25 protein-coding genes and 1 pseudogene are annotated in these 26,238 nt (G+C 59.9%); 8 read left to right on the forward strand and 18 right to left on the reverse strand.

All coding sequences use genetic code 11. The annotated features are described in order from the left end of the window. Positions 1-116: 116 nt before the first annotated feature. From QOU61_RS29130 to QOU61_RS29160, 7 genes are all read right to left on the reverse strand, one after another. Positions 117-968 carry a helix-turn-helix domain-containing protein gene (locus QOU61_RS29130; RefSeq protein WP_289654660.1) on the reverse strand — a complete coding sequence of 284 codons (852 nt, stop codon included), beginning with the start codon at positions 966-968 and terminating at the stop codon, positions 117-119. A 226-nt stretch (positions 969-1,194) separates the two neighbouring features. Next, a complete protein-coding gene (locus tag QOU61_RS29135) occupies positions 1,195-1,548 on the reverse strand; it encodes an HdeA/HdeB family chaperone (protein WP_289654661.1) in 354 nt (117 codons plus the stop codon). Between the two features lie 159 nt (positions 1,549-1,707). Beyond that, on the reverse strand, positions 1,708-2,019 hold the full coding sequence (locus tag QOU61_RS29140) for a hypothetical protein (RefSeq protein ID WP_289654662.1): 312 nt from the start codon (positions 2,017-2,019) through the stop codon (positions 1,708-1,710). Next, a complete protein-coding gene (locus tag QOU61_RS29145) occupies positions 2,016-2,804 on the reverse strand; it encodes a DUF2092 domain-containing protein (RefSeq protein WP_289654663.1) in 789 nt (262 codons plus the stop codon). The genes QOU61_RS29140 and QOU61_RS29145 overlap by 4 nt, the downstream gene beginning before the upstream one ends. A gap of 14 nt (positions 2,805-2,818) precedes the next feature. Beyond that, a complete protein-coding gene (locus tag QOU61_RS29150; RefSeq protein ID WP_289654664.1) occupies positions 2,819-3,568 on the reverse strand; it encodes an outer membrane protein in 750 nt (249 codons plus the stop codon). Positions 3,569-4,149: 581 nt separating this feature from the next. After that, positions 4,150-4,452: a hypothetical protein gene (locus tag QOU61_RS29155; protein WP_289654665.1), complete on the reverse strand. Its 303-nt coding sequence runs from the start codon at positions 4,450-4,452 to the stop codon at positions 4,150-4,152. 135 nt (positions 4,453-4,587) lie between these two features. After that, complete coding sequence (locus QOU61_RS29160) at positions 4,588-5,139, reverse strand: DUF992 domain-containing protein (RefSeq protein WP_289654666.1); 552 nt, start codon at positions 5,137-5,139, stop codon at positions 4,588-4,590. 305 nt (positions 5,140-5,444) lie between these two features. Between QOU61_RS29160 and QOU61_RS29165 the strand changes: the two genes are divergently transcribed. The 7 genes from QOU61_RS29165 (at position 5,445) to QOU61_RS29195 (ending at position 11,482) form a co-directional block, all read left to right on the forward strand. Continuing rightward, complete coding sequence (locus tag QOU61_RS29165; RefSeq protein ID WP_289654667.1) at positions 5,445-5,969, forward strand: DUF2721 domain-containing protein; 525 nt, start codon at positions 5,445-5,447, stop codon at positions 5,967-5,969. A 191-nt stretch (positions 5,970-6,160) separates the two neighbouring features. After that, complete coding sequence (locus QOU61_RS29170) at positions 6,161-7,156, forward strand: AraC family transcriptional regulator (protein ID WP_289654668.1); 996 nt, start codon at positions 6,161-6,163, stop codon at positions 7,154-7,156. 224 nt (positions 7,157-7,380) lie between these two features. After that, positions 7,381-8,322 (forward strand): AraC family transcriptional regulator, encoded by a 942-nt coding sequence (locus QOU61_RS29175; protein WP_289654669.1) that lies wholly within the window; start codon positions 7,381-7,383, stop codon positions 8,320-8,322. 19 nt (positions 8,323-8,341) lie between these two features. Beyond that, positions 8,342-9,646 (forward strand): ABC transporter substrate-binding protein, encoded by a 1,305-nt coding sequence (locus QOU61_RS29180; RefSeq protein WP_289654670.1) that lies wholly within the window; start codon positions 8,342-8,344, stop codon positions 9,644-9,646. A gap of 114 nt (positions 9,647-9,760) precedes the next feature. Then, positions 9,761-10,420: a hypothetical protein gene (locus QOU61_RS29185; RefSeq protein WP_289654671.1), complete on the forward strand. Its 660-nt coding sequence runs from the start codon at positions 9,761-9,763 to the stop codon at positions 10,418-10,420. A gap of 92 nt (positions 10,421-10,512) precedes the next feature. Further along, the gene (locus tag QOU61_RS29190) at positions 10,513-10,989 is read left to right on the forward strand and encodes an Ig-like domain-containing protein (protein ID WP_289654672.1); all 477 of its coding nucleotides are present in this window, start codon (positions 10,513-10,515) and stop codon (positions 10,987-10,989) included. Next, positions 10,973-11,482: a hypothetical protein gene (locus tag QOU61_RS29195; protein WP_289654673.1), complete on the forward strand. Its 510-nt coding sequence runs from the start codon at positions 10,973-10,975 to the stop codon at positions 11,480-11,482. The genes QOU61_RS29190 and QOU61_RS29195 overlap by 17 nt, the downstream gene beginning before the upstream one ends. A 712-nt stretch (positions 11,483-12,194) precedes the next feature. Here QOU61_RS29195 and QOU61_RS29200 read toward each other — a convergent pair. From QOU61_RS29200 to QOU61_RS29245, 10 genes and pseudogenes are all read right to left on the reverse strand, one after another. Next, on the reverse strand, positions 12,195-12,884 hold the full coding sequence (locus tag QOU61_RS29200) for an alpha/beta fold hydrolase (protein WP_289654674.1): 690 nt from the start codon (positions 12,882-12,884) through the stop codon (positions 12,195-12,197). Further along, positions 12,857-13,885: an alpha/beta fold hydrolase gene (locus QOU61_RS29205; RefSeq protein WP_289654675.1), complete on the reverse strand. Its 1,029-nt coding sequence runs from the start codon at positions 13,883-13,885 to the stop codon at positions 12,857-12,859. Before QOU61_RS29205 ends, QOU61_RS29200 begins: the two co-directional genes overlap by 28 nt. Before the next feature lie 103 nt (positions 13,886-13,988). Beyond that, a complete protein-coding gene (locus QOU61_RS29210; RefSeq protein WP_289654676.1) occupies positions 13,989-14,918 on the reverse strand; it encodes an oligopeptide/dipeptide ABC transporter ATP-binding protein in 930 nt (309 codons plus the stop codon). Then, positions 14,905-15,951, reverse strand: a complete 1,047-nt coding sequence (locus tag QOU61_RS29215; protein ID WP_289654677.1) for an ABC transporter ATP-binding protein — start codon at positions 15,949-15,951, stop codon at positions 14,905-14,907. Before QOU61_RS29215 ends, QOU61_RS29210 begins: the two co-directional genes overlap by 14 nt. Positions 15,952-16,046: 95 nt before the next feature. After that, positions 16,047-16,787, reverse strand: a complete 741-nt coding sequence (locus QOU61_RS29220) for an ABC transporter permease (protein WP_289654678.1) — start codon at positions 16,785-16,787, stop codon at positions 16,047-16,049. Beyond that, complete coding sequence (locus QOU61_RS29225; RefSeq protein WP_289654679.1) at positions 16,784-17,542, reverse strand: ABC transporter permease; 759 nt, start codon at positions 17,540-17,542, stop codon at positions 16,784-16,786. Before QOU61_RS29225 ends, QOU61_RS29220 begins: the two co-directional genes overlap by 4 nt. Then, positions 17,539-17,829, reverse strand: a complete 291-nt coding sequence (locus QOU61_RS29230) for a hypothetical protein (RefSeq protein WP_289654680.1) — start codon at positions 17,827-17,829, stop codon at positions 17,539-17,541. The genes QOU61_RS29225 and QOU61_RS29230 overlap by 4 nt, the downstream gene beginning before the upstream one ends. Further along, a complete protein-coding gene (locus tag QOU61_RS29235) occupies positions 17,826-18,014 on the reverse strand; it encodes a hypothetical protein (protein ID WP_289654681.1) in 189 nt (62 codons plus the stop codon). Before QOU61_RS29235 ends, QOU61_RS29230 begins: the two co-directional genes overlap by 4 nt. A 68-nt stretch (positions 18,015-18,082) precedes the next feature. Next, positions 18,083-18,272: pseudogene (locus QOU61_RS29240) on the reverse strand (ClpX C4-type zinc finger protein); the annotation flags it as partial. A 151-nt stretch (positions 18,273-18,423) separates the two neighbouring features. Further along, complete coding sequence (locus tag QOU61_RS29245; protein ID WP_289654682.1) at positions 18,424-18,630, reverse strand: hypothetical protein; 207 nt, start codon at positions 18,628-18,630, stop codon at positions 18,424-18,426. A gap of 684 nt (positions 18,631-19,314) precedes the next feature. On the opposite strand from QOU61_RS29245, the gene QOU61_RS29250 reads away from it, so the two are divergent. Beyond that, positions 19,315-25,620, forward strand: a complete 6,306-nt coding sequence (locus QOU61_RS29250; RefSeq protein ID WP_289654683.1) for an AAA family ATPase — start codon at positions 19,315-19,317, stop codon at positions 25,618-25,620. Here QOU61_RS29250 and QOU61_RS29255 read toward each other — a convergent pair. After that, entirely contained in the window at positions 25,615-26,007 is a 393-nt protein-coding gene (locus tag QOU61_RS29255; RefSeq protein ID WP_289654684.1) for a response regulator transcription factor, read from the reverse strand. The genes QOU61_RS29250 and QOU61_RS29255 overlap by 6 nt on opposite strands. Positions 26,008-26,238: the final 231 nt, after the last annotated feature.

Below are 26,238 nucleotides of genomic sequence, written 5' to 3' on the forward strand. Positions count from 1 at the left end.
TCATCGAATTGGAGAACACATGAGCCATTTGCCATCGAGCCTGGCTCAGTCGGTATGCAGAAACTGTCACGGCGGACCATTTCACCGCGGTGTTGCACCGAAACACCACTCCGAACTCACAGCGAATTGCCAGACTTCACTGCGCGAAACCGACGATACGTCTCGGATGGCAACTCACCGAACAGCGACCGGTAATGTCCGGCAAACCTGCCGAACTCGGTGACGCCATGCGCCGCCAGGATATCGGCGAGTCTGGCCGATGCACCATTCTCGCGACGGATTTGATGGTAAACCAGGTTTAACTGCCGCAGCCTCAGATAGTGCTTTGGCGAGAAGCCCAGATAGCGCTCGAAAGCGCGCAGCAAGGTTCGGTACCCCACCTTGGTAGCTTTCACGATATCCTTGATGTGAACGATGCTTTCCGGCTTTGCCCGCACGAATTCGAGTGCCTCCAGAACGATGCGCTCCGACGAGAGGGTGTACTTGTTGGGCAGGACGGTTTCGCCCAGGCGGTTTTCCCAAACGTAAGCCAGCTCATCCATCAAGGCGTACTCCGTCTCCCGGGCCATGATGGACCGTTCGGCGGGAGAGGCATCGGACATGGAGCGCAGAGCCTGCCTCGATGCTTCGATAAGTCCCGATGCGATCGGCTTCGGCAGCCGGATGACGTGCTTGGCGGTCTTCGGCGAATCCTGACTTGTGGCCGCGGGAAGAATTTTCCTCGCGATACTCTCTTCCCTCGGCACCGACCACGCAACCCATTCGACATGACCGGAACGCACAAAGGTGAAGTGACAGTCCGGAGGGAAAACGACAAGGTCCGACGCTTGGCATCGCGCGCCATCGAGTACGACGCGATCGTCGAAGTTGGACGACTGGATGATTAGCGTCGTAAAGTTCGGATCGGTGACGCCATGGACGATCCCCGGGCCACCGTCGGCGCCGAACTGAAGGATCGTGCGATTCAATGTGAGATACCTTACCCCCCAACGGTGGGAGGACGGGGCGGATTTCAGAAATGTCACACTCGCGCCTTGAATGGCGCCGGCGTATTGCCCGAAATCATTCAAATCCAAAATCCCGCCCCGTCAGAGCGGCAGCTTAGGTGAAACAGTTGGGAGGCTCTGCGGCTTCGGCAAAGCTGCACACGCCGATCCGTTTTGCAGCGGGGGATAGACGACGTTCGCAGAAGATCTACTTCATCTGGATTCCCATCAGCTCCCGCTCCGCTTTGAACACGACAGCGATGGCATCGATGATGCGTTTCTCGGGATTGGCCTTGCAGTAGACGATGACTTCGTGCTCGACGAGCTTGCCCTTGCGCAGGTCGAGGAAATGCTTCTTGGCAAGGCCATTGTACCAGCCACTGTACCAGGCCGTCAGAGCGTCGGCGTCCTCCTGGAAGGTCCCTGCGAGTTGCGCGCAGGTCAGCGTCTGGACGTCGATGAATCCGTTCGCATCTGCATAGGCCGACAGCGGCACCTGGGCTTTGGCTGAAGCCATAGTGGCAACAAGCAGAGCGGCGGAAAGCAGCAGTCTCGAACGCATTGAGGACTCCCATTTGGAATGAATCAGATGTGGAACGATTTCAGACGATCCGGCTTTCAGAATCCGGACGCCTTCGCGGGCGACCGGCGTTCGGACTCGAACCATCGGCTCGGATACGCGATCCGGATCAATGCAACGCTGTCGCATCAGGTCGGTGGATTAGGGACAGCGCATGTAAATTCGGCCATAGGCGTCGACCGCCTGGACGCATGCGGGTGCGACAACAACCGGCGCGGCCGCGGCGGCCGCAGCGCCCGCGGCGACGGCGCCTGCCGTCACCGCTCGCGCCGTCGTGCGCCTGGCAACGCCGGCGTAACTCATGGGCGTCAAGGGCCGGCCGATGATCGCATGGGCCTGGGTGACCACAAAGGAGCCGGGTTCAACCAGCGCCTTGTCGCTCGCGAACAGGCCAACAATCAGGGCGGCCACCACTCCTGCGAGCCGCAGGAACCTGCTGATGGAAGATGTCATTTCTTTCCTCCCTGAGGTGATCCCGGCGGGACCTCATCGATGTTCACAAGTGAGCCGAAAGCCACCGGCTTGGCTTCAGCGGAGGGTGTGAAGGCGAAAGCGTCGGCTGGCGGCTGCACGTTCGTCTTCAAGTCTCTGATCCTCAGGGTGTATTGAGGCGCTCCGGTCACTGCCTTGCTGGTGATGATGAACTTGCGCGGGACCGGACTGGCCCCGGCTTCGATCCATATCTGCCAGTCCGTATCGGGTGAGCGGAAGGCGAGATGCTCGCACTCGACCCCGTCGATAACTCCGCGGCCGACATGTTTGGCATCATATACGCCTGCCATCAGGTCATCGAATGACCGTGACAGCAACAAATCGGCACCTGGAGCCTCGACGCCAAACTCGGAACGCATCTTGTCGATCAGCTGCTCCACGCCGCCGGAAAAATCCGCCTGAGCATAAGCGCCGATATGCTTTCCGAAGACCGTCACCTTCTTGCCGTCGAAGACCAGTTCGACGTCTGCGTAGCCCCCTGTCCGGCTGGCGCGCAGCTTGTCGGGACGGCTAAGCATCACCTGCCCCGAACTCGCAAACTGAATCTTTTGCAGATCGTCTGTGACGACTTCGATATCCGAATCGAAAGCCGCCTGTATGGTCGACTGACCGCCGATATAGGCAGACATTTTCTTCAGTATCTGCAAGGCATCATCGCCTTGCGCCTGCGCGCCGCCAGCCATGATAGCTGTGCAGGAGAAAACGCCCAGTGCGAAGGCGCGTCGAACAAGATCGAATGTGATCATCGATACAGCTCCGTTCAGAACCGATAGTTGACGCCGCCACGCACGATATTCAGTTGATCCGTGCTGATTCCGGTGCCGACGACTTTCGTATAGAGATACTCGGCCTTCACGGACCAGTTGGGCGTAAAGCCATATTCCATGCCCAGACCCGCGGTGATGCCCGGACGCCATGACGAGCCGGAACAATCCGGCAGGACGCCAAGCGTGCCGCAAGGTACGCCCGCGATGCTCGATGCGCTGGCGCTCGACTTGACGAAAGCTCCGCCGCCGGTGGCGTAGATCAGCACGTTGTTCATGGCGACACCGACACGTGCCCTCACCGTTGCCAGGGCGCTGATGCTTGACGAAGTGTTCAGCGTGACGCCCTGCCCGAGGCCGAGAATGCTGGGCCTTACGACGGACGAACCCTTGATGTTGGCCCAGTCCAAATCACCTTCCAGGCCAAGCACGACATATCCCTGCTGAATCTGCGCGCCAAACGTGCCGCCGATCATGCCGCCATTGATGTCGAAACCGGCACGATCGAACCTGTTGGAGAACAGCACAAGCGGGTCTTGGTTGCCCCAGCCATAACCGCCGTTGCCGCCGACATAGAATCCCGTCCAGTTATAGACGGCGGCAACCGGAGCCGGCGCCTTGTAGGCGGGCGCCACCGGCAAATCCGCTGCAGCTGCGTAGCCACCCATTATTGCCGAAGCAGCGATCGCAACTGCAAACTTTCCAATCTTGTTCATAGCCCCACCTGATTGATTGAAGAAATTCATGCAGCATCAAATCGCATCGAACTCGCGCAACCCGCTATGTAGAATCTGACGCCTGCCTTCAATTTTTCCGCCTGTGGCGAAGTTGCCGCAGCCGAAGCCTCGCGCCACCGATGTTGGCCGCAGGCCTACCCTTCAAATGGCCTCTGGGTGTCAAGCGAGCGCGCTGACGAATATGCGAATTCTGACAATCCGATGATATTGGCGGCAACCCGGGCGCTCTGTGCCTGGTTCGACTTTATGTTTCGGCGTACTCGACATCCCCAATCAAGATGGCGAGCACTACTCCCCGGAGGCGAACGCAACGGCGCGCGTCCTGCGCTCTAGCTTTCGCAGCAACCTGCAAGACACGTTCTTCGAGCAAGATTCTGGTACGCGATATCTGACAGTAGTGACGCAGCCAAGCTGATCGATCGAGGGAGTGACGGGCAATATCTCGGTCAAATTGTGCATCATGCCCGGTCCTGCGAACCCGACTCGATATTCCTGGAGATTGCGGGATCGTTGGAAGGAAATCGACAACGCGCCGGAACGGCCTATGCAAAATCTGCCAATGCGTCGGGGCATCGCATCACGGCAAGCTCCTATGGCAGATCCGACTCTTTGATGACCTCGAATGACGCCGGCTCAGCCAATGGCTGCTCGGACGTTTCCGCAAACCAATGGTGAATAACCGTCGAAGGTATTGCCCGTCGCGGCGTGCACGGATTGATGGTGCCCGCGGTCACGACGTATCCTTGCTCGAACTTCTGACGAGCAAAGTTCTGGGCGTCGAGCTCGGTCGGGAAACTCTCACTCAGTCTCGGATATCGCTGCGCAGATGACTTGCGCAGCTTTTTCGGCACCCCGAACGAAACATACCAGGTCTTCGGCTGGTCAGTTGACACTGGGGTCTTCCGATTTGATTTCCCTGTTGGCTCGCCTATCTCTGCCAGCTCGCTTCCGCTATGCAGCTTTCGGTATCACGAACCAGAGCCGCATCCCTTCTGGTTACGCCAAAGGCGCGGTCGGACGGCGGCGCGTCAATAGATGGGACGCAGTTGGAGCCCGGAGAGGCCGACGGTGACATCGATGGCAATCGATCCCTCTACCGAAACGGGCTGCAACGCAAATGACCGCCCGGAGCCACCGACAAGGACATTGACGCCGGCGCCCAAGCCGAGGCCGACGTCACCTGACGCCCCGACATATTCGCCGGCGAGAGCTCCGACCGGAGGGCCTGCCGTCGGGGCAAACACCGCCCAGGCGAGTGCGCCTCCGGCCGAAATGCCGATATCGATTCCGACGGTGTTGAGCGCGCCTTCATAGAGTTGAATCGGGAACGGCGGATTTTGTGTAAAGCGACACGACATCGATTGATGGCCAAATATGACAAACCCGATGCTGGGGTCGACCTTGCACGCCAGCATACCGATCTGGGTCCACGATGCCTGTTGGGCGCCGGCGGAAGACACAAAGCCGGCCCATGCGCAGAGGACAGCCAGGATTCGTGCACGCATTTGCTTCCCGATCATCTCGCAAAAACCTCGTTGGCGCCTGGTCCCGAGCCGCCTTCTGTTTTCGTGGTAGAGCATGCGCGGAGCCGATGCGACTATGCAAAACCGGCAAGCCGAAGCCGCGTGATCGAAAAATCGCGCCCTCGAGGCTGAATGACGGGCGAGACGCGCATGGCCGAGCGGCTTTGCGCATCGCGCGGGGCCCTGGGATAGGCGGGAACGACGAGACCGGACAAGAACTTGCGATCAGCCCGCGGCTGCTTGCCGAAATTGCATAGTCGATCCCTGAAGGCGTGCGCTAGCCGATTTCAATCCGGACATTTCGTCCCGCTGCGCCTGAGAGTCGCGGCACGCGTACCTGGTTTGCGGAGGAAAGCATCCAGATGCTGATCGACACACCGACTGCCGCACACCTGTCGCAGGTCATTTCGCAAGTGACGGCGCCAGCATTTCTCCTTGGCGCTGTTGCAGCTTTCGTCTCGGTTCTGATCGGACGGATGAACCGCATCGTCGACAAGCTACAGACACTGCACGCTATAATCGACGACGACATTTCCGAAGCTCACCCCGACGTGCCGCATCTCAAACGCCGGGCCGTACTTTTGAATAAAGCGATCGTTCTTTCGACGATCAGCGCAATCATCACCTCGCTGCTGGTGGTCGTGGCGTTCGTCTGCGGCTTCTTCCACTTTCAGCATGAATACGGGGTTGCCCTGCTCTTTGTTATTGCGCTCAGCTTCTTCACGCTTTCGCTGGTCGACCTGATCCGCGAGGCCCGACTGTCGCTGCATGACCTCACCCATCACAAACGGAGTAAAAACCGGCCCACGGCACCGAACCCGCAGCAAACGACCGGCTTCGAAATTCAAGCGCCTCAGCGCTCCGACCATCCATCATTCCCGAGATAGTCGAGACCTATCGGTAACCGGATGCGCCAACACGGCGAAAATTCCCCTTTCGGCTCGTCATAACAGCTTCATTGATCGGAAGTTGCATGCAATATTGAACTTCAACTTTACCTTGGAATGCGGCGTTACTTTCGATCTTTCTGAGACATTTAACTGTTGCAGGAGCATCCGAAGTGTTTTGGGTTAGAACGATGAGGATCGAAGATCCGCTGCTTTGTCCGAGTGCCGTTCGAGGATGTGAGATCAACGTATTTCCGACAACGCGTGGTGAGTTTGATCTAAAGATAGAGCAGATTGGTTTGAATCGGCTTTGGATGAGTCGATACGAGGTGAATCTGCCTCAAGTTAACAAACTTGCCGTCCGGCCGGGCCGCAAATCCATCAGCTTTCTGACGCAATTGGAAAGCGATCCAATTCAACACTGCGGCATGGACGTCTCGCCGGGTGATATCATCATCGACAAGTTCGACGTGTCGCATAAGCGTTCCGGCGCCAACCTTCGCCATGGCGGGATGTCGCTCCCCGAGGAGGATATGAATGAAGCCCTCGCGACCGTCATCGGAGCTGACTTTCTGGAAAAGTTGACGACCCACGTGGTTCGGCCCCGCCCGGAGCTGATGGCACGCCTGTTGAAGATGCACCAGACCGTCGGCGATTTGGCTCATACGGCGCCGGACGCTCTGGAATCGCCGGAGCTGCGTCGCGGGTTCGAACAACAATTGTCTTATCTGATGGTTCGATGCCTCGCAGAAGGCGCCGGCATCGAGATTACCGCCGGCAGGCGGAATCACCATGCGATCATCGCGCGGCTCGAGGATCATCTGGCCGAAAATCCGGACCGGGCCATCTATCTGACCGAACTCTGCGCTGCGACTGGCGTCTCCGAGCGGACGCTGCGATCGGCTTGCGAAGCACATCTCGGCATGGCTCCGATCCGCTATCTCACCTTGCGAAGAATGTATCTGGTCCGGCGCGCGCTGCTGCGCGCTGACGCATCCAAAGCCACCGTTACCCGCATCGTGACCGACTACGGGTTCTGGGAGCTCGGGCGTTTCTCAGTCACCTATCGCACGCTGTTTGGAGAGTTGCCGTCGGAAACACTGCGACGGCCCGCGCAGGATCCCGATGTCCATCTCAATCGTCCCACGACGCTGCCGACCGAGATCATCGTGGGACGCCTTCACTAGCGCAGCTTTTTCGTTACCCAACCGCGCAATCGACCAGCCGACTTGCGCTAGCGCAGCATTTGCTGGAGCTGGACATCCTTCCGCTCCTTGAAGCGGCCTTGCGTCTCGCGTTGCCGGAATTGCATAGCCGAAGCCTATCAGTTGTCTGACGGTGCCTCATCGATGAGACCCACGGGCATCAAAAGGTCGCAAGAGCCGTTCGCCCGCCCGATGGAAGAGGGGATATGGCTGAACGCTCCATTCTAAGGTTTGACGATCCCGGAGCATACGAAGCCGGTTTTGGCGACACCGGTGTCAATCTTACAATAACCGGTCCCGGCGATTTCGAAGCGGAACTGCTGCGGCTGAAACTGAACCATCTCATCATCATGCGCCTGCGCGAGCGGCTGCCACGCATTGGCTGCATTTCGCTTGCAGCCGACAGGGTCTTTTTGTCCTTTCCAGTCGGCCGGGCGAGCCTGGAATGCGACGGGCTTACTTTCCAAAGCGGCCAGATCGCCTTCCATGGCGCCGGCCAGCAGATGCATCAGCGGTCGAATGGCAAATGCCAATGGGGCCTGATATCCCTGCCCCTGGATCAACTCGCAAACAGTGCTGCGGCATTGACCGGCCAGCCGATGCTGCCTCCGCGCTCCACCAGACTTCTCCACCCTTTCGGCGCGGACCTGTGCCGTTTTCAACGCCTATTCCAACACGCCTGTCACCTGGCGGCCCCCGCAAGCAAACTGATTGAGCAGCCCGAAGTGGCAAGAGCACTCGAACAGGACATGCTTCATGCCGTGATCCATTGCCTGACCGGCGACAGGACTGAAGACAGTCCCAGGACACGCTCCAAGCACACTTCCTTGATGAGCCGCTTCGAAACAGCGCTGCGCAGATCCGTCGACCGGAAGGTCACGCTGCCCGATCTTTGTGCTGAAATCGGCGTGGCCGAACGCACTTTGCGGATGTGTTGTCGCGAGTTTCTCGGCGTCAGCCCGATGCGATACCTCTTGCTGCGCAGGCTGAACAGAGCCCGCGCTGCGCTACGGCGCGCCGATCCGTCCACAGCGAGCGTCGCGAGCATCGCGCGGGACCATCAATTCTTCGACCTTGGACGCTTTGCCGCGACGTATCGTGCCGCTTTCGGAGAAGCGCCGTTGACGACGCTGCAGCGCAAGACTTAGCTGTTCGGAGAGCTGCCCGATGACCGCGATTAAACTGCCGGCCTGGCTACGTATCGTAATGGTGAGCGGCGCTTTCCTGCTGGCCATTGGTGCCGGGCTGTTCGCCTATCTTTGGTATGTCCGTCCGGTCTCGCTGACAGTCGCAGTCGGATCGCTGGATGGCGAAGCCGACAAGATCCTGTCCGCCATCGCCAATCGGCTGACCGCGACGGGGGCGCCGGTAAGGCTGCGGATCGTCAAGCAACCGGGCCCACTCGAAGCTGCCAAGGCCTTTTCATCGGGCAAGGTCGATCTCGCCGTCGTCCGTGGCGATGTCGGTGACCTGTCGCAGGCTCAGGCCGTCCTCGTGCTTACGCACGCCGTCGTGCTGGTTTTGGCCCCTCCCGGTTCGTCGGTGACTGATGTGCCGAGCCTGAAAGGCCACAGCGTCGGCGTGGTCGGCGGGGAGATCAACAGAACCGTCGTCGACGCACTGCGTCAGGAATATGATCTCGACCGAGCGAAAGTTACCTTCAAGGATATCCCGGCGCCTGACGCACGCCGCGCTATCGCCTCGAGGAGCGTCGACGTGCTCCTGCTTGTGCTTCCCCTGACCAAAAAATACCTGGCGCTGGCGCGCAGCCTCTTCCCGCAGAACGCTAAATCCCAGCCGGTGCTCATTCCCATCGAATCGGCCGGGGCGATCGCGGAAAGCCATCGCGCGTATGAAAGCTTCGATGTGCCGATGGGCACGCTGCGCGGCGCGCCGCCACTTCCGAGCGACGACCTGACGACATTGCGTGTGTCATTCTACCTGGTCGCGCAAAAAAAGCTCAATCCCGACACCATTGCCGACCTGACGAGATCGCTTCTCGCCGCGCGGCGCGACCTCATACACGAACTGCCGATGCTGGCGCAGGTCACCGCTCCCGACACGGACCCCGACGCCTTCCTGCCGGTCCATGCGGGTGCGGCAGAGTACTTCAATGACACCCAGCAGAGCTTTTTGGACGAGTGGAGCAATGCGATCTACCTGACGCCGATGATCCTTGGCGGATTGGCCTCGATCCTCGCGGCGGCCTGGCGGTTCGTCGGCCTGCGGACATCGAAACCGGATGAAGCGGCACTCGACTCGCTCTATGCCCTGGCTCGTCGGGTCCGCAAGGCGGAGCGCGAGGACGAATTGTCCGAGATAGAAAACCGGATTGACGACATCTTAAGCGACCAGCGCCTCAAAATTGCGGATGGGGACGAGGATGCAGTGGACATGGCGACGTTGAACCTTGCCGTCAACAGGGTTGAGAACCTCATACATGCGCGCCGGACCATGCTGAAAACGCCATAATCGAATGGGTGTTTTATTTTGCCGATTTTGCATAGGCGGCCCGCCTGGTGGCGTCTACGGTCCACACTGATCCAACCTGCCGGACGCCTCCGGCCGATTGCAAGGGAGAACGAGATGCGCAACAAGAAGGGCGGGCACATTTGCATCGCATTGCTGGCGGCGACGTTACTGCTCGCGCCCCGGACCGCGCTGGCTCAAAGCGCGCCCAACGGAAACCTGAAGACGATCGGCACGCCCTCTGCTGCACATGATCAAATTGTGCCATCGCTCATCGTTCTCAATTCCCGCGGGGCAACATTGCAGGGCGACAGCCTTGTCCTCACCGGGATCACGCCGAACTCGATCATATTCGCAGACCGGCCTGTGCGCGCCGCCGGCCACCAACTCACGGCTGACATCATCGCCGACTGGGCCACGGGCAAGGACAGCTTCGCCAGCGATCCTCCGAACGCGACCGTTTCGGCTTTCAACAGCAAGGACGGCTCCGTAAAGGATGCCGTGGTCGTCCTGAAAAATCCGAAGCTGGACGGGGACAAGCTGGTCTTCACCGTTCAGACACTCGAGGGTGATCTCACCGGTGCCGACGGCGCAGCGTCGATCTTCATCGATATCATCGGCCGCCCCTTTACACCGCTTTCCTTTGCGGGCGTCGCGCGGCGCACTGCATACCGAGGCGCGATGTATGCCGGAGCCGCTGCTGTTGGAGCTGCCGCCGTCGGAGCCGCCTACGCCCGGCCCTATTGCGGCTATTATCCCTATCCTCCTTGTTATTGAGCGCGTCCGTGCCGGGCGGCACATAGCTGCCGCCCGACACGGATCGGCGATCAACCCCTGCAGACGAGTACGCTCCCAATATTGAGGTTCTAATGCAGCGCAAACCCTGGTTCGTGGCAGGCGTTACGAGCTTGTTAGCCATGTTCGTTCCGCGGAAAGAAACGAGCGCCCGGCCGGCAATCTGCATTGATATAAGCAAGATCGCCGGCGGCATCGCCACAACCTTGGCATTGATCGCCTTCTTCGTCACGGCGCAGGCGCGGGCACAGACCCAGTGCCCCGTGATCGGAAGCGCATCCACCTGGGGATTTCCCGCGACTGGCTATTTCGATGTTTCTGCCGGCGGCGCCTGCCTCTTCTCGCTCAACATCAATGGTGAAATTCTTAGCGCCCAGATCGCAAGAGCGCCCTCGAATGGGAGCTTGAACATGGTGAACGTATCCACCTACACCTATACACCGAACGCGGGCTTCACCGGCACCGACGCGTTCGCAATCGAGGCGACGGGAAATGAGATTGGCGGCCCTGTTGGGACGTCGGTGATCACTATGAATGCGACAGTTCGCTGATGCGAAGCGAGATTTCAATCTCGAAGCCAGGTACACCATGACTGAACTTGGAGGAACAATTATGAGTCCTCGGTCTGCATGCGCTCGTGCAGGCGTCGCCCCGATCGCTTTTCTCGTCCTGTTGTATTCGGTTGCATCCGGCTACGCTCAGCAATCAACGGGCCAATTGTTGATATCGTCGGGGTTTAATCCCATTGCCGCCACGACGCCGGAGATGGTGAATCGGCTGATGTCATTCCCGCCCAATCAGTTCCAGCTACGGCAAAAGGGCGGACGCCCCTACTACGTCTACGCGGATCCCTCCGGATGTACCTGTGCGTATGTCGGCAGCGTGGCCGCGATGGACAAATATCGCGCCAGTTATGGTGCGCTGCCGGCAAATACGCTCTCGGCAGGTGGCTTCACGAACCCCGAGCAGAACCTCATCAACAGCATGGACAACGACGAGGCTTCAGGCCAGTTCAACAATGACGTATTTGGTCCGGACTTTTAGCCTCGTCGAACAGGAATTCCTGCCCTATCATCGACCGCGCGGTGTTGCCGAACACGTCATCTAGAGCGTCTACCGCGCGTGTGCCTGTTCCGCCTATCCGAAGGCGCGAGCCCGAACACGTTAAAAAAGATCATTAGTCCGAATGATCGCAACAAGTCCAAAGGCGAAGTCGCTGGCAGGTTCGCTGAAATCCGCGATCGCAAATTATGTTTGACGAACCTCAAGCGACTCTTCTTGACCCACTCCAGATATGAATGCGGAGGAGCGCTCGCTCCTCACCGGTGATTTAAAGCTCGCCTAGCCCGCGCACAACGAGGTTCTGGCTCAAAAGGACAAAATCGCAGAAAATCGCGGCCCGGTATTTGAGCAGACCGCGGGAGGACCGATAGGCTTATTTTGCGACAAGCCAACATTCCATAACCGCTCATTCCGCGATCACCTGCGGTTGCAAGCTCAAGTTCGACCGGCGGGCTCCAAATGCCCCTCCGATCTTTCAGATTGTCCGATTTGCTCGCCCCAGTATCCTAATCTACGACGAGGACATCTCCGGCCTGGCGTGTCAGACGGATCAAGCTGACCTCCCAACTGAAAGGTCCGAATGCTGGTATCGACCGCTCGAATGTGGATCAAGCAGAGCGGGGCGAGAGAGTGCTTCTGCTTCCGAAAGATCCCGACGTCACGTGCGCGCGCCGGGCGTACACCCGCCCATTCATTATTCGCAAAGCAGATCGAGAATCGCCGCGCTGCGGGCAAAGTTGCCGGCTGGAAGGGCGTGGAACGCCGCACCCGCCGCAGCGCGCGCGAAGTCGACGAACTTACCGTTCTCATCGCCGCAAATGACCAGACGATCGCGGCCTTTCTCAATCAGCTCATACATCGGATAGGTCAGCACCGCCTTCCAGGTGTCCTCATAGCTTTCGTGGTTCTTGAGGTAGGCGTGCACCTCGGTCGTCAGGCGCTCGGGATCGATGTCGGGATCGTTCTTGCGCACCGCCTCACGCGTCCGCTCGTACCAAGGCCAGTAGAGTTCCTGGTCGCGCGTGGCATGCCAGAGACGGATAAGGTGCGCACCATCCCAGTCGAGCTGAATCGGCTCAGCATAGCGCGCCGCGATCTCGTCGCGCTGTGCTGGCGGCAGTGCTGACGGATTGTCGAGGACAACCTTCTTGATCAGCGAAGGCGCGTGCTGGGTCAGCGCGACGGCGACCGCTCCGCCGCCATCCCTGGCATAGACATCAACAGGAACGTCGGCCAGCGCGGGAAGAGCCCCAGCGATCGTCCTGGCATAGGCTTCGACTTCGACGGCGACATTGGCGAGAGCGTCCGAGTCCCCGCATCCCGGCAGGTCGATCGCGATCACCTCGCGATCCTTGCTCAGCAACTCGGGCAGTGTGCCCAGCATGCTGACCGATCCAGGAGCAGGCGGCAGGACGATGATCGTCCGTCCCTTGCCGGCGCCGTAGCGGCGCAAGGCAAGCTGCCCCCCCCCGGCAGGTCGAAATAGTCGCGGGTTTGGCCGGCGGCGCGCGGCGTGGTTCCGATGACCAAGGGCGACTGGCCCCAGTCACCAGCCTCTTTCAGCAGTGCGATCTCGTGCGCGACTCCCGCCGCCTTGTCGATCGGCATTTCCGCAATGCGGCAGCAGTCAGGCAGATTGTGCAGGTGCCGGAGCGCCGGGAGCAGTGAATCGTCCGGGTAGGCGAGAAAATAGACCGGCGTCTTCAGATGGGGGATGGCCTCTTCTGCACGATACCGGAACACCGCCGCGTAGGGTGGCACGTAGCCCATGCCGACCTCGAGGATATCCACGAGTCCATTGTGCAGTTTCTCTGGCGATGGAATGTCGACATCGCCGCGGGTACCCTTGCCGCGGATGTTCCAGGGCCAGAACACATTCTGCTCGCGGTAGCGATACCAGAGCCACATTAGATGCAGCCCTTCCCAGGTCGCCGTATATTCGGGGAAATAGGTACTGAGACGCAGGTTGCGCTCCAGGTCTGAATAGATCGGCAGGCCGTCCAGTAGCGCGATTGCCGATCGCTCCGGGAAGCGGCGTGCGAACTCCAAGCAGATGCTGGCACCGGTGTGAGAGCCGTACAGCCCGACCTTCGCAATCCCCATCTGGTTGAGCATGTCGGCAAGCGCGATGGCCTGATCGGCCACGTCTGGCTTGGGCGTGTTGAGCGCGGTTGACCGGCCCAGTCCGGGTGCATCCAGCGCGATGGCCGTGAAATGCTCGGCGAAGGCCAGAGTCTGACGATCCAGCGTCCGCGAACTGGTTGGGGACTGCCCGATGAGGATCACAACCGGGCCGCTGCCAGCGTAGCGGTAGTGAACCAGACGGTCGCCGACCGTGACAAAGGCGCGGCGAATGCGCTGTTTGGGTTGGGTGTTCGAATCCAAAGTTATGTTCTCCGTCAATCCACGTACGCGCATATGGCGGTACGGTGGCAATCAGTGCGGCGTCCACCCCGGTCCGGAACGGGCGCGGCCGCTGCCGCCCGCGCTACAACACATGACATGCGATCTTGCGACCTCGGGCCTCGGCGCGCAGCTCCGGCGCGGCATTGCTGCAGATATCTTGCCGGTTGGGGCAGCGGGGGCTGAACACGCAACCCTTGGGCGGATTGATCGCAGTGACGTCGATGGCCTCCTTCGGGCCCTGCTGCGCGCCACACGACTGCGCGACACCGGGCACGGCATTCATCAGCATATTGGTGTAGGGATGCTTGGCGTCCGGCCAGAAAGTGCTGCGCGGCCCCTCCTCGACAACCCGGCCCAGATACATGACGGCGATGTAGTCCGAGATGTGCTTCACCACCGCCAGATCGTGCGAGATGAAGACGTAGGATAGGCCGAGCTCGACCTGAAGATCCGCCATCATGTTCAGGATCTGAGCCTGCACCGACACGTCCAGCGCGGAAACAGGCTCGTCGAAGACGACGATCTTCGCGCCGGTGCACAACGCGCGGACAATGGCCAGCCGCTGCCTCTGGCCACCCGAAAATTCGTGCGGGTATCTGGTCAGCACTTCTGGTCCGAACCCGACGGTCTTGATTAGGAAATCGCGCCATTCGTTGTGTTGAGACTGCGAGCGGTCCGACAACGCCAGCGCGTCGTCAAGCGATCGGGAGATCCGCTTGCGCGGATTGAAAGACGAATACGGATCTTGGAACACCATTTGGATCGCGTTCTGGCGCGCCATCGCAACAGTGTCGCCGGGGGAAATCGTGATCGTGCCCCGCGTGGGCTGGACCAACCCCACAAGCGTCCGAGCAAGACTGGACTTGCCACAACCGGATTCGCCCACGATGGCGAGAGTCTCGCCCTTGCGGAGCTCGATCGTCACCGATTCGACGGCCCTCACCACCTTGCCGGCGACGGTGTAGTCGACGCCGACATTGTCGGCCCTCAAGACAACTTCACCGGACGGCATGCGCGCCTCGCGCATTGAAGCAGGCCACGTTGTGCGTGGAGCCCACGGGCAGGAGCAAAGGCTTGTCCGCGAGACAGCGCTCGGACTTGAGGTCGCACCGTGGATGGAAATTGCACCCCGCCGGCAGCATGCCAAGCGGCGGCACGATACCGGGAATCTCAACCATTCTCTTGCGGACATCGCCGTCCACAGAACGGTCGAAACGGGGGGTGGCGGCAAGAAGCCTCGTCGTATAGGGGTGGATCGGGTGATCGAACAGATCGGCACAAGCCGCCCGCTCGACCACCTTTCCTGCATACATCACCGTGACGTTGTCGGCGAATTCCTTCACGACGCCGAAGTCATGCGTGATCATCAGCACCGAGAGCCCAAGCTCTTGCTGCAGGTCGCGCAGCAGGTTCAGGATGTCGCGTTGGATCGTGACATCGAGTGCGGTCGTCGGCTCGTCGGCGATGATGACCTTGGGCTTGCACGCCAGCGCGATCGCAATCATCACGCGCTGCCGCATGCCGCCTGAGAGGCGGTGCGGATATTCCGACATCCGAATCTCGGGCGACGAGATGCGAACCAACCTCAGCAGTTCCAGCGCCCTGGATCTCGCCTCCTTGCGGCTCGCTAGCTGATGGATGATGAGAGACTCGGCTATCTGCGAACCGATGGTCATGAGCGGGTTTAGCGAACTCATCGGGTCCTGGAACACCATCGCGATGTCCCGACCGCGGATTTCCCTTCGCTTGCGGTCGGGCAGAGCCGTGAGTTCCTGCTCGCCTAGCCAGATCCGGCCCGAGGCGATCTTCATGCTGCCTTGGAGTACGCCCATGATGGCCTGAGCTGTCACGGATTTTCCGCATCCGGATTCACCGACTAGTCCCATGACCTCGCCCGGCCGCACCGCGAGCGAGACACCTTCCACGACCTGCAGATCGGTCCCCGTCCGGGTCTTGAGCGTGACGGTCATATCCTCGACCCGAAGCGCCCACGCGACCTTGGCCTCCGACGCGGTCATGGGTTCGGTTGGTTGGGCGCGGGTCACGAGCCACCTCGCGGGTTGAGCCAGTCGTTGAGGAGGTCGCCCAACAGGTTCACGACGATCACGATGAAGACGATCATGAAACCGGGCACGGCGACCTAGAACCAGGCGCTCCGGAGCGACTCGCGCCCCGTGCCGATCATGGTGCCGAGCGATGTGGCATTAGGGTCGCCAAGCCCGAGAAAGGAAAGCGCTGCCTCGCTCAGGATGGCATTGGCAACCAGGATCGACACCATCACCAGGATCGGCGGAAGGGCGTTCGGCAAGATTTCGCCGAACATGATCTTGATATCGCCCATCTTCAGGAGACGCGCCGCGTTGACATATTCGCGCTCGCGTAGCGTGAGATATTCGGCACGGGTCAAGCGGGCAACCGGCGGCCACGACACCACGGCGATAGCGGTGATTATCACAGGGATCGACGAGCCGAAGACGGCGACGAGCACAATCATCATCAGGAACGAGGGTGTCGTCTGAAGCGTGTCGGTCAAACGCATCAGCACGTCGTCGACTATGCCGCGGTAGTAGCCTGCAATCGCGCCCACGAGAATGCCGAGCACAAGGGCCGTTGTCGCAGCGACCATACCGATGACAAGCGACAGGCGCGTGCCGTGGACCAGTCCGGCTAGAACATCTCGGCCGAGGGCGTCAGTACCTAGGATGCAATTCGGGTCTTGAAATGGCCAAACGAAGGGCGATCCGGACATCGCCCAGGGATCGACCGGATAGATGTGTGGACCGATGATTCCGAGCAGGACGAGCAATCCCCCCAGTGCCACGAGAATGATCAACCGCTTCCCGCCGCCCACGGCGGACGCGGCGATACGAAGGGATGTCATTGGAGTTTGATCCTCGGATCGACGACCGAATAGAGGAAGTCGACCAGCAGATTGACGATCGAGACTAGCATGGCTGAGAAGAACAGAATGCCGAGCAGCAAGTTGGCGTCGCGCTGAAGCAGGGCTTCCTGCGCAAGCCTGCCGATCCCCGGCCAGCCGAAGACGACCTCGACCACGACCGCGCCACCGAGTGCGGTCGCGAACTGGACGCCAAAGATGGTCAGAACCGGAAGCATCGCGTTGCGCAACACATGGACGAAAGCGAGCCTCGGACCGGAAGCGCCCTTCGAAATCGCCACACGGATGTAGTCCATGCTCAGGATGTCGAGCGTCGACGCTCGCACGATCCGCGCATAGGTGGCGAGATAGAAAAGCCCCAGCGTCACAGCCGGAAGAACCAGGTGTGCGCCAAGGTCCGCGAGGAAGAAGAGCCCGGTATAATCCGCGCCGACGGTCGTCATCCCGCTGCTAGGCAGCAGGCGAAGCCGCACTGAAAAGATCACCACCAGCATCAGCCCGAGCCAGAACAGCGGCGTGGCATAACCGAGCAGCGCAAGGAACGAGATCGCGGCGTCGGGCCAGCGCCCTCTCGTGAAGCCGGCCAGGAGGCCGAGGGATGAGCCGATCGCCGCGGCAAGAAGGATGCTGACGGACACCAGAAGAAGCGTGGCCGGCAGGCGATCCAGGATCAGCTCGCTGATCGGCATGTTGTGCCTGAACGAGTACCCTAGATCGCCTGTCACGAGGGATTTCATGTAGATTCCGAGCTGCACGACAAATGGCTGAGCAGGTCGCGCGCGCGCTGAATCTGACGCATTCCACCGCCTATCGCTATGTGGCCGCCCTGTGGACTCGACCAAGACAAGGGCGGTCTGGTCGCAAGGCGCTCGGTCGGATGCTGATTCATCCAGTCGGCGAGCTGGGGTGCGCCCATCAGGCAGGACTGCATCGAGACGTCAACGAAGTCCGAGGTGGTGACGGTCTGCTCGTGGCAATTTGCCGGTGAAGACAAACTGCAGAGCACGGCGATGATCGCGATCATGATAGGTCGCCCTCGCCGCGATGGACGTCTGCGCCGATGCGCACATGGCTTGCGGATGCCTTGTCCCGCTGCTCGCGGACGGGATCAGACGGCGGAAAGACGCTGTCGTATATCGCTCGGGCTTCTCGAATAAGGCGAACTCGCTCCCGCTCGGACTTTGGGACAAATCGAATAACCTCACCCATGTTTTCACTCCTATTATCTGACGGGGTCGGGTGTTGTAAGGCGGCGTCCGTTTAGTTCGGTCGAGTCAGTAGTCGTCGAGGACCTTGCAGATTTCCTTCGGCGTCGGGGTGCCGTCGCGCCAGCGAGGACTTGTTCTCCTCGCGGATGATGTCCATGCAACGTTCGACGCATTCGTCGCAGATGAAAACGGTCGGCCCCGCGACCAGCTTGCGGAGTGCACGTGGGTTGTTCAGGGTACGGCTGTAGTTGCGCCACATAAACCATGGCTTAGAAAAGGCGAGTGCCGGTTTCGGATGTCGGCAGAGTGGCAGCCGCCCTCGCCCTCCTAGCGGATCGACTTTCGGCTGAAATTAGATCTCTGGTCGGCTCGAGAGCTGCTGAGAGAAGCTGCCCATCAGCTCATGTATGCTACTCGCATTCAGCGCTAGCACCGGATCGAGCCAATGCTTTGGCTGCATCGTCAAGCGAAGCCTTCTCGGCTCGCCGCTCGTAGTCGTCGGCAAGAGCCTTAAGCTGAGCCGCAATCGCTTGGTCAGTCATGGTTTTGGCAGTGCGGAGCAAAGTCTGCGCTGTCTTCAAGTATTCCTTGCGTCGTTGTGAGATCTGAAGCGTCATGACGCCCTCGCGCGGTTCCCGAGCGACTGGTCGAAAGCGATTTGGAACCAGCTCATCCAATTGTGGTCGCTTTGGCGGCGCGCCTTGAAGCGATCGACGCACTTCCTGGAGCAAAGCGGCGTTCGCCACGAATAATGCCGAACGAGACCAAAGTTGCCCTCACAGACTGCGCATCGCATGGTCTTGTCAGACCCGTCACTTTCCAAGCGGTAAGGCATTGTTTTCTCCTTTTGGCCTGTGCGCATTTCGGATGCACTAAGACTAAGGGGACTGTCACCAACGGCTCAATTGAGCGCGGGTTGAGCTGGGGCATCCAAAGGGGCGGGACGATGATACGAAGGCTCAGAGGAGTCCTAGAGTTCGCCCGCTGCGATCCCGCGACTGCGTTCGTCCGGCGGAAGCCTCGATCACGAGCATGCCAGATTGGCTTCGCAATCAGGCTCGCACCTTCGCGCTGAACGTGTGCTGAGGCACGCCTGGGGTCCTGCGGCGAGAGTGCGGCGCTCGTTCCACGAGGATTCGCTCGAGCGGAACTCTCGGCCGCCGCGAAAGACCAAGGGACGGCTGGCATTTCTCGGGCGATGGAGTACGATTTCTCTAGGCTGAAGAGGGGGCCGCGCGTGTGGCGCACGAAGTGCCTGATCAGCCGACTTCAAGCCGACGCGCGACACCGGAGTCTGATAGATGGTGCAGCCGTCGCTGAACGTCGCCTGCTCGGACGGTAGCTCTCAGGTGTGGGAGGACGGGGAGCGCGTGTTCCGCCGTGGCTGGCGACTGGACGACAATGGCAACCGGATCGCCGTCTTGCTTGTTTCCCCTGCCGCCGACCACCCGTCCCCCTCAAGACTCGATCGCCTCACGCACGAATACGAGCTGAAAGATGAGCTCGACGGGGCATGGGCGGCGCGGCCACTCGCCCTCATGCGCGACGCCGGTCGGACCGTGCTGGTGCTCGATGATCTGGGCGGCGAGCCGCTCGACCGTTTGCTCGGTGGGCCCATGGAGGTAGAACGCTTCTTGCGCCTGGCCACCGCTGTCACCTGGGCTCTCGGCAAGCTTCACCAGCGCGGGTTCATCCACAAAGACATCAAGCCAGCCAACATTGTGGTGGACTGCGCGGATGGACAGGTGCGGCTCACGGGATTTGGCATCGCATCGCGCCTGTCCCGCGAGCGGCAGGCGCCCGAGCCGCCCGAGACCATCGCCGGTACGCTTGCCTACATGGCACCCGAACAAACCGGGCGGATGAACCGCTCGATCGACGCCCGCAGCGATCTCTACGCCCTCGGCGTCACGCTGTACCAGATGCTCACGGGCGTCCTGCCCTTAACAGCGACCGATCCCATGGAATGGGTGCACTGTCATATTGCCAGAATGCCGGTGCCGCCAGGGGAGCGGTTAGAGAGTGTCCCAGCGCCCGTCTCGGCGATAATCATGAAACTGCTCGCCAAGACACCCGAGGATCGTTACCAGACCGCGGGCGGTGTCGAGCGCGATCTGCGACGCTGCCTGGCGGAATGGGAAGCGCGCCAACGCATCGATGACTTCCCGCTCGGACTGCAGGACACGCCGAATCAGCTGCTGATTCCCGAAAAGCTGTACGGACGAGATCGTGAGATCGCGACGTTGCTTTCCTGCTTCGATCGCATCATCAAGACCGGTGTGCCAGAGTTGGTGCTCGTCTCAGGATTTTCCGGCATCGGCAAGTCCTCAGTCGTCGATGAACTGCACAAGGTACTGGTGCAGCCGCGCGGCCTGTTCGCGTCTGGCAAGTTCGACCAGTACAAGCGCGATATCCCTTACGCGACACTGGTGGAGGCTTTTCAAAGTCTCATCCGGCCTCTCCTCAGCAAGAACGACACCGAGTTGGCAAGCTGGCGCCGCGCGCTTCTAGAGGCGCTGGGATCGAACGGGCGGCTCATGATCGATCTCATTCCCGAACTCAAGCCAATCATCGGAGACCAGCCACCGGTTCCTGAGTTACCGCCACAGCAAGCACAAAGCCGTTTTCAACTCGTATGCCGGCGCTTCATTGGCGCATTTGCCCGACCGAACCATCCACTGACGCTCTTCCTCGACGACCTGCAGTGGCTCGACGCGCCGACGCTTGATCTGCTCGAGGATCTGTTGCGGCCAGGTCTGACGCACCTCATGCTGATCGGTGCCTATCGCGACAACGAAGTCACTGCCGCTCATCCGCTAATGAGAAAGCTCGAGGCCATCAAGGCCGCCGGCGGAAAGGTCGTGGAGATCACGCTGTCGCCGCTCGCCCGAGAGCACCTTGGGCAGTTGGTTGCGGACGCTCTTCGCTGCGAGTTAGAGCGCGCTGCGCCGCTTGCGAAGCTGGTGCACGTGAAGACCGGCGGCAATCCGTTTTTCGCCATTCAGTTCCTGTCTTCGCTCGCCGAGGAAGAATTACTCACATTCGATCATGATGGCGCGCGCTGGTCCTGGGATATCGGCCGCATTCACGCCAAGGGCTACATCGACAACGTCGCTGATCTTATGGTCGGGAAGATCACCCGCCTGCCGACCGAGACGCAAAATGCATTGCAGCAGCTGGCTTGTCTTGGAAACATCGCCGAGATCACGGCACTTTCGATGGTCCTCGGGATTTCGGAGGGGCAGATCGATACGACTCTGTGGCCGGCCCGCCATCAGGGGCTGGTCGAACGTGTGGCAGGCGCCTACCGGTTCGTCCACGATCGCGTTCAGGAGGCAGCCTATGGGCTGATCCCGGAGGAACTGCGCGCCGAGGCGCACCTTCGAATAGGGAGACTGCTCGCGGCGCATACGCCTCCGGAAAAACCGGAGAAGGCGATCTTCGATATCGTCAATCAGCTCAATCGTGGGGCGAGCTTAATGACCTCCATGCAGGAGCGCGAACAGCTCGCCGCGCTCAATCTGTTCGCGGGCGAGCGCGCCAAAGCCTCAACTGCGTACGTCTCGGCGCTGAACTATCTCACCGCCGGTACCGCGTTGTTGGCGGAGGATTGCTGGGTGCGCCGGCGCGACCTCCCCTTCGCGCTGGAACTGAATCGGGCCGAATGCGAGTTCCTGACCGGTGCGCTGGCGGAAGCGGAGCAGCGCTTGGAAGCGCTTTCGGCTCACGCCACAGGTCCGGTCGAGCGAGCGACCGTCGCGTGTCTGCGGGTGGATCTGTACGTGACCCTCGATCAGAGCGCCCGCGCGGTCGCCGTCGGTCTCGATTTCCTCCGGCATCTGGGCATCGAGTGGTCGCCGCATCCGACGGCAGAGGAAGCGCGGCGCGAATACGGGCGGATCTGGTCAATCCTCGGGGACCGGCCGATCGAGGCGCTTATCGAGCTGCCTTTGTTAAGCGAGCCGGCATCGCTCGCAACCCTCGATGTTCTGACCAAGCTCGCGGTGCCTGCCTTGTACACGGATGCGAATCTGCTTTCCCTAATTAGCTGCCGGGCAGTCAACCTTAGCCTCGAGAGTGGCAACTGTGACGCATCGAGCTTGGCCTATTCAGTGCTAGGCTTCGTCGCTGGGCCACACTTCGGCGACTACCAGGCCGGATTTCGATTCGGGCAGCTCGGCTGTGATTTGGTCGAAAAACGAGGGCTGAAGCGCTTTCAGACCAGGATTTATTTCAACTTTGGGAGCTTGGTGGTTCCTTGGACGAGACATCTCCGAGGTGGCCGTGATCTGGTGCGGCGCTCGTTCGAAACCGCAAACCAAAGCGGTGATCTCAATTTTGAGGCGTCCTGCTACGCCCACCTGAACACAAACCTTCTCGCGGCGGGCGATCCACTCGATGAGGTGCAACGTGAAGCCGAGCGTGGTCTCACGTTTGCGCTGAAGATGCGGTTCCGTCTCGCCATTGACCGCATCCGAACCCAACTCGGATTGATTCGGACTCTCCGCGGCTTGACGCCGACATTCGGTTCATTTGACGAAGAGGGCTTCGTTGAGCATCTCTTCGAACACGGTTTGGCAAATAACCCAGCTTTGGCGCTGGCCGAGGGCTGGTACTGGATCCGCAAGCTGCAGGCGCGCTTCTTTGCTGGCGACAACGCCAGCGCCCTCGAGGCTTCAGCGAGGGCGCAACGGCTGCTGTGGACATCACCGTCGATGTTCGAAACGGCGGAGTTTCGCTTCTATGATGCGCTTGCTCATGCGGCGTCATGCCATCGCGCACCTCCCGAGGAGAGGCAGCAACATTTTGAGGCTCTTGTGGCCCACCACAAACAGCTCGAAGTATGGGCGGAGCACTGTGCGGAAAACTTCGAGAACCGCGCTGCGTTGGTTGGTGCGGAGATTGCCCGGATTGATGGCCGCGCGTTCGATGCCATGAACCTTTACGAACAAGCCATCCTTTCGGCACAGGCAAACGGCTTTATCCACAACGAGGCGCTCGCCAAAGAGCTGGCGGCGCGCTTTTACACCGCGTGCGGCTTCGAGCAAATCGCGCACCTATATCTACGAAACGCCCGGGACTGCTACCTGCGCTGGGGCGCGCACGGAAAGGTAAGACAACTCGATCAACTCAATCCTTGGCTGAGACAGGAGCAGCGCGCGCGGATGCCCCGCCTGCGCCATGTCAGCTTGCGGCTTTATCCGGGTTCGACGGGCGCGATCGAAGCACCAGTCGAATATCTCGATCTCGAGACGATGATCAAAGTATCGCAAGCGGTATCGGGCGAGATGGTTCTGGATAAGCTCATCGACAAACTCATGCGCGCGGCTCTCGAGCACGCTGGTGCCGTGCGAGGTCTCCTGATTGCGCCGCGAGGCGATGAGCTGCAGATACAGGCGGAAGCGACCGCTAGCCGAGAGAACATAACTGTGCATCTGCGGGAAGGTTGCCCGACTGCAGCCGCGCTGCCGGAGTCGCTCGTTCGTTATGGAATACGCACTCAGGAAATCGTGATTCTCGACGATGCGTCATCTCACAATCCATTTTCTGCCGATCCCTACATCGCTGAGAGTTATCTCCGTTCTATTCTCTGTTTGCCGTTAATCAACCAGGGAAAGCTTACAGGCATTCTCTACCTGGAGAACAATCTGACACCCGGAGTCTTTACGCCTGATCGCGTCGCTGTATTGAGGGTGCTTGCTTCGCAGGCGGCGATCTCGCTCGAAAATTCGCGGCTCTATCACGACGTCGCAGATCGCGAAGAGAAGATTCGGCGTTTGGTCGACGCCAACATCATCGGGATCTTCATCTCTGACCGCGAAGGTCGGATTATTGAAGCCAATGACGCGTTTCTACGTCTCGTAGGATATGGCCGTGAAGACTTGGTTTCGGGCCGCGTGCACTGGACCGAGCTGTCCCCGCCCGAATGGCGCGAGCGCGACGTACTCACCCAGGCTGAACTAAACTCAACCGGCATCGTTCAGCCCTTCGAGAAGGAGTATTTTCGGAAAGACGGCAGCCGCGTTCCGGTGCTTGTGGGCGCCACGCTGTTCAAGGAAGGCGGCGACCGCCTTGCGTTCGTCCTCGATCTGACCGAGCGCAAGCGGGCCGAGGACCGGCTGCGCCGCAGCGAAGCCTGGCTAAGCCAAGCACAGAGGCTAAGCCGCAGCGGAAATTGGGTCTATAGTGCGACAACGAAGCGATTTATTTATTGGTCCGACGAGAGCTACAGAATCTGGGGGTTTGATCCGCTGCAAGGCCTTCCAAGCCGTGAGGATATGCGGCAACGCATCCACCCAGACGATCGAGACCGAGTGAGGGAAACAGTTCAAGAAGCAGTGCGCCAGAAAACGGATTTCACAACCGAGTTCAGAATCTTACTTCCTGATGGAACAGTCAAATACCTTGAAGGAACCAGCCATCACCTGTTTTCCTCCGACGGCGCGCTGTTGGAGGCTATGAATTCGACCGTCGATGTGACGCAACGCAAGCGTACCGAGCAAGCCTTGCGTGAAAGCGAGCGAAGTTTGCGCTCGGCGATTGACGGGATACCGGGCCTCGTTGCAGTCTTGGCCCCGAATGGTGACCTCGAAGCCGTAAATCGTCAAATCTTTGAGTATTGCGGCCAGTCACTGGAAGAGCTGAGGAACTGGGGCACAAACGGAACGATACATCCCGATGACTTTCCCCATCTCGCTGAAGTCTTCACAAAATCGATCGCCGCCGGCGTTCCCTATGGGACCGAAGCACGCGTGAGGCGCTTCGACGGCGAATTTCGTTGGTTTGAGATCCGAGGCATTCCGGTCCGGGATGCCTCCGACCGCATTGTTCGCTGGTATTCTCTGCTGACTGACACCGAAGATCGCACACAAGCGTTGGCGCGGTTGCAGCAGATGCAATCGGATTTCGCCCACATGAACCGCGTGAGCATGATGGGAGAATTGGCCGCCTCGCTCTCACACGAAATTCTGCATCCGATCGCGACCGCACGCAACAATGCTCGTGCGGGAATGCGCTTTTTGGAGATGAATCCGCCGAACCTGGGTGAGGTCAGGGAAGCGCTCGGTTGTGTTGTCAGGGACGCGGACCGGGCCAGGGACATCGTCGGACGGATGCGTGATCACATCAAGAAAGCGCCTCCGCGAAAGGAACGCTTTGATCTCAATGCGGCGCTGAGCGAAGTGCTCGTATTGGCGCAAAGCGTGATCCACAAGAATGGCATTTCGGTCCAGACTCGGCTTGCGGATGGATTGCTTCCGGTTCTGGGGGATCGCATTCAGCTGCAACAAGTCCTACTGAATCTGATTCTCAACGCGGCTGAAGCAATGAGCTCGGTTGAAGAGGGAGCAAGGGAGCTGTTGATCAGCACCGAGCAGGATCAGGCAGGCGCCCTCGTAGCCGTACGCGATTCAGGGCCCGGCATTGATGCGCAGCATCTCGATCGAGTCTTCGACGCCTTTTACACCACAAAGTCGAGTGGAACAGGGATGGGGTTGTCGATATGCCGCTCTATCATCTACGCTCATAGGGGCGAGTTGTGGGCGGAAGCGAACGAACCTCGCGGCGCCGTTTTTCAGTTCACCTTGCCGGCGGACACCGACTCATGAATTGTCTTCGATCGGCGAACCCGGCTGCAGAGCCGAACGCAGGCATCGCTCAAGATAGTCGTCCTCCACTGGCTTGCTGAGGTAGCAAACAACCCCGTCCTTTAGAGCCTGATCCCTGACGACCTCATCGGGGTAGGCGGTAACGAGGATCGTCGGAATCGCGTACCCTGCATCGACCAAATACCTGTGCAGTTCGACACCGGTCATTCCGGGCATGTGAACGTCGGCGATCAAGCAGGTGGTTTCCGACAAAAAGCGTGACGCCAGGAAATCGGCTGCTGACGGAAACGCCTCGACGGTGTAGCCCATTAACGCTACGAGCTTTCGCATTGACTCACGATAGAGCTGATCATCGTCGACGATGGCTATCAGTGCTCGGTTCAACATTGCCGGTTCCAGGCACCTTCCTCGCTCCACACACACTGGCGGCATACCTCGCGCCTGCATGCAATTTCCAGTGTCCGAGACATTCTCCAATAATGCAATGACCGCGCCCCTAAGCGATGGCTTAGGTTTCCGGCTATCCGCTTAGGCAAAAGATACCTGTTCATCTCGACTGATTGTGCGTAGAATGACGCCGAAATAAGCGAAAAATGCGCTTCCCCACGCAGGATACCG

Origin of the sequence: Bradyrhizobium sp. NP1 (assembly GCF_030378205.1) — a bacterium.
Taxonomy (GTDB): Bacteria; Pseudomonadota; Alphaproteobacteria; order Rhizobiales; family Xanthobacteraceae; genus Bradyrhizobium.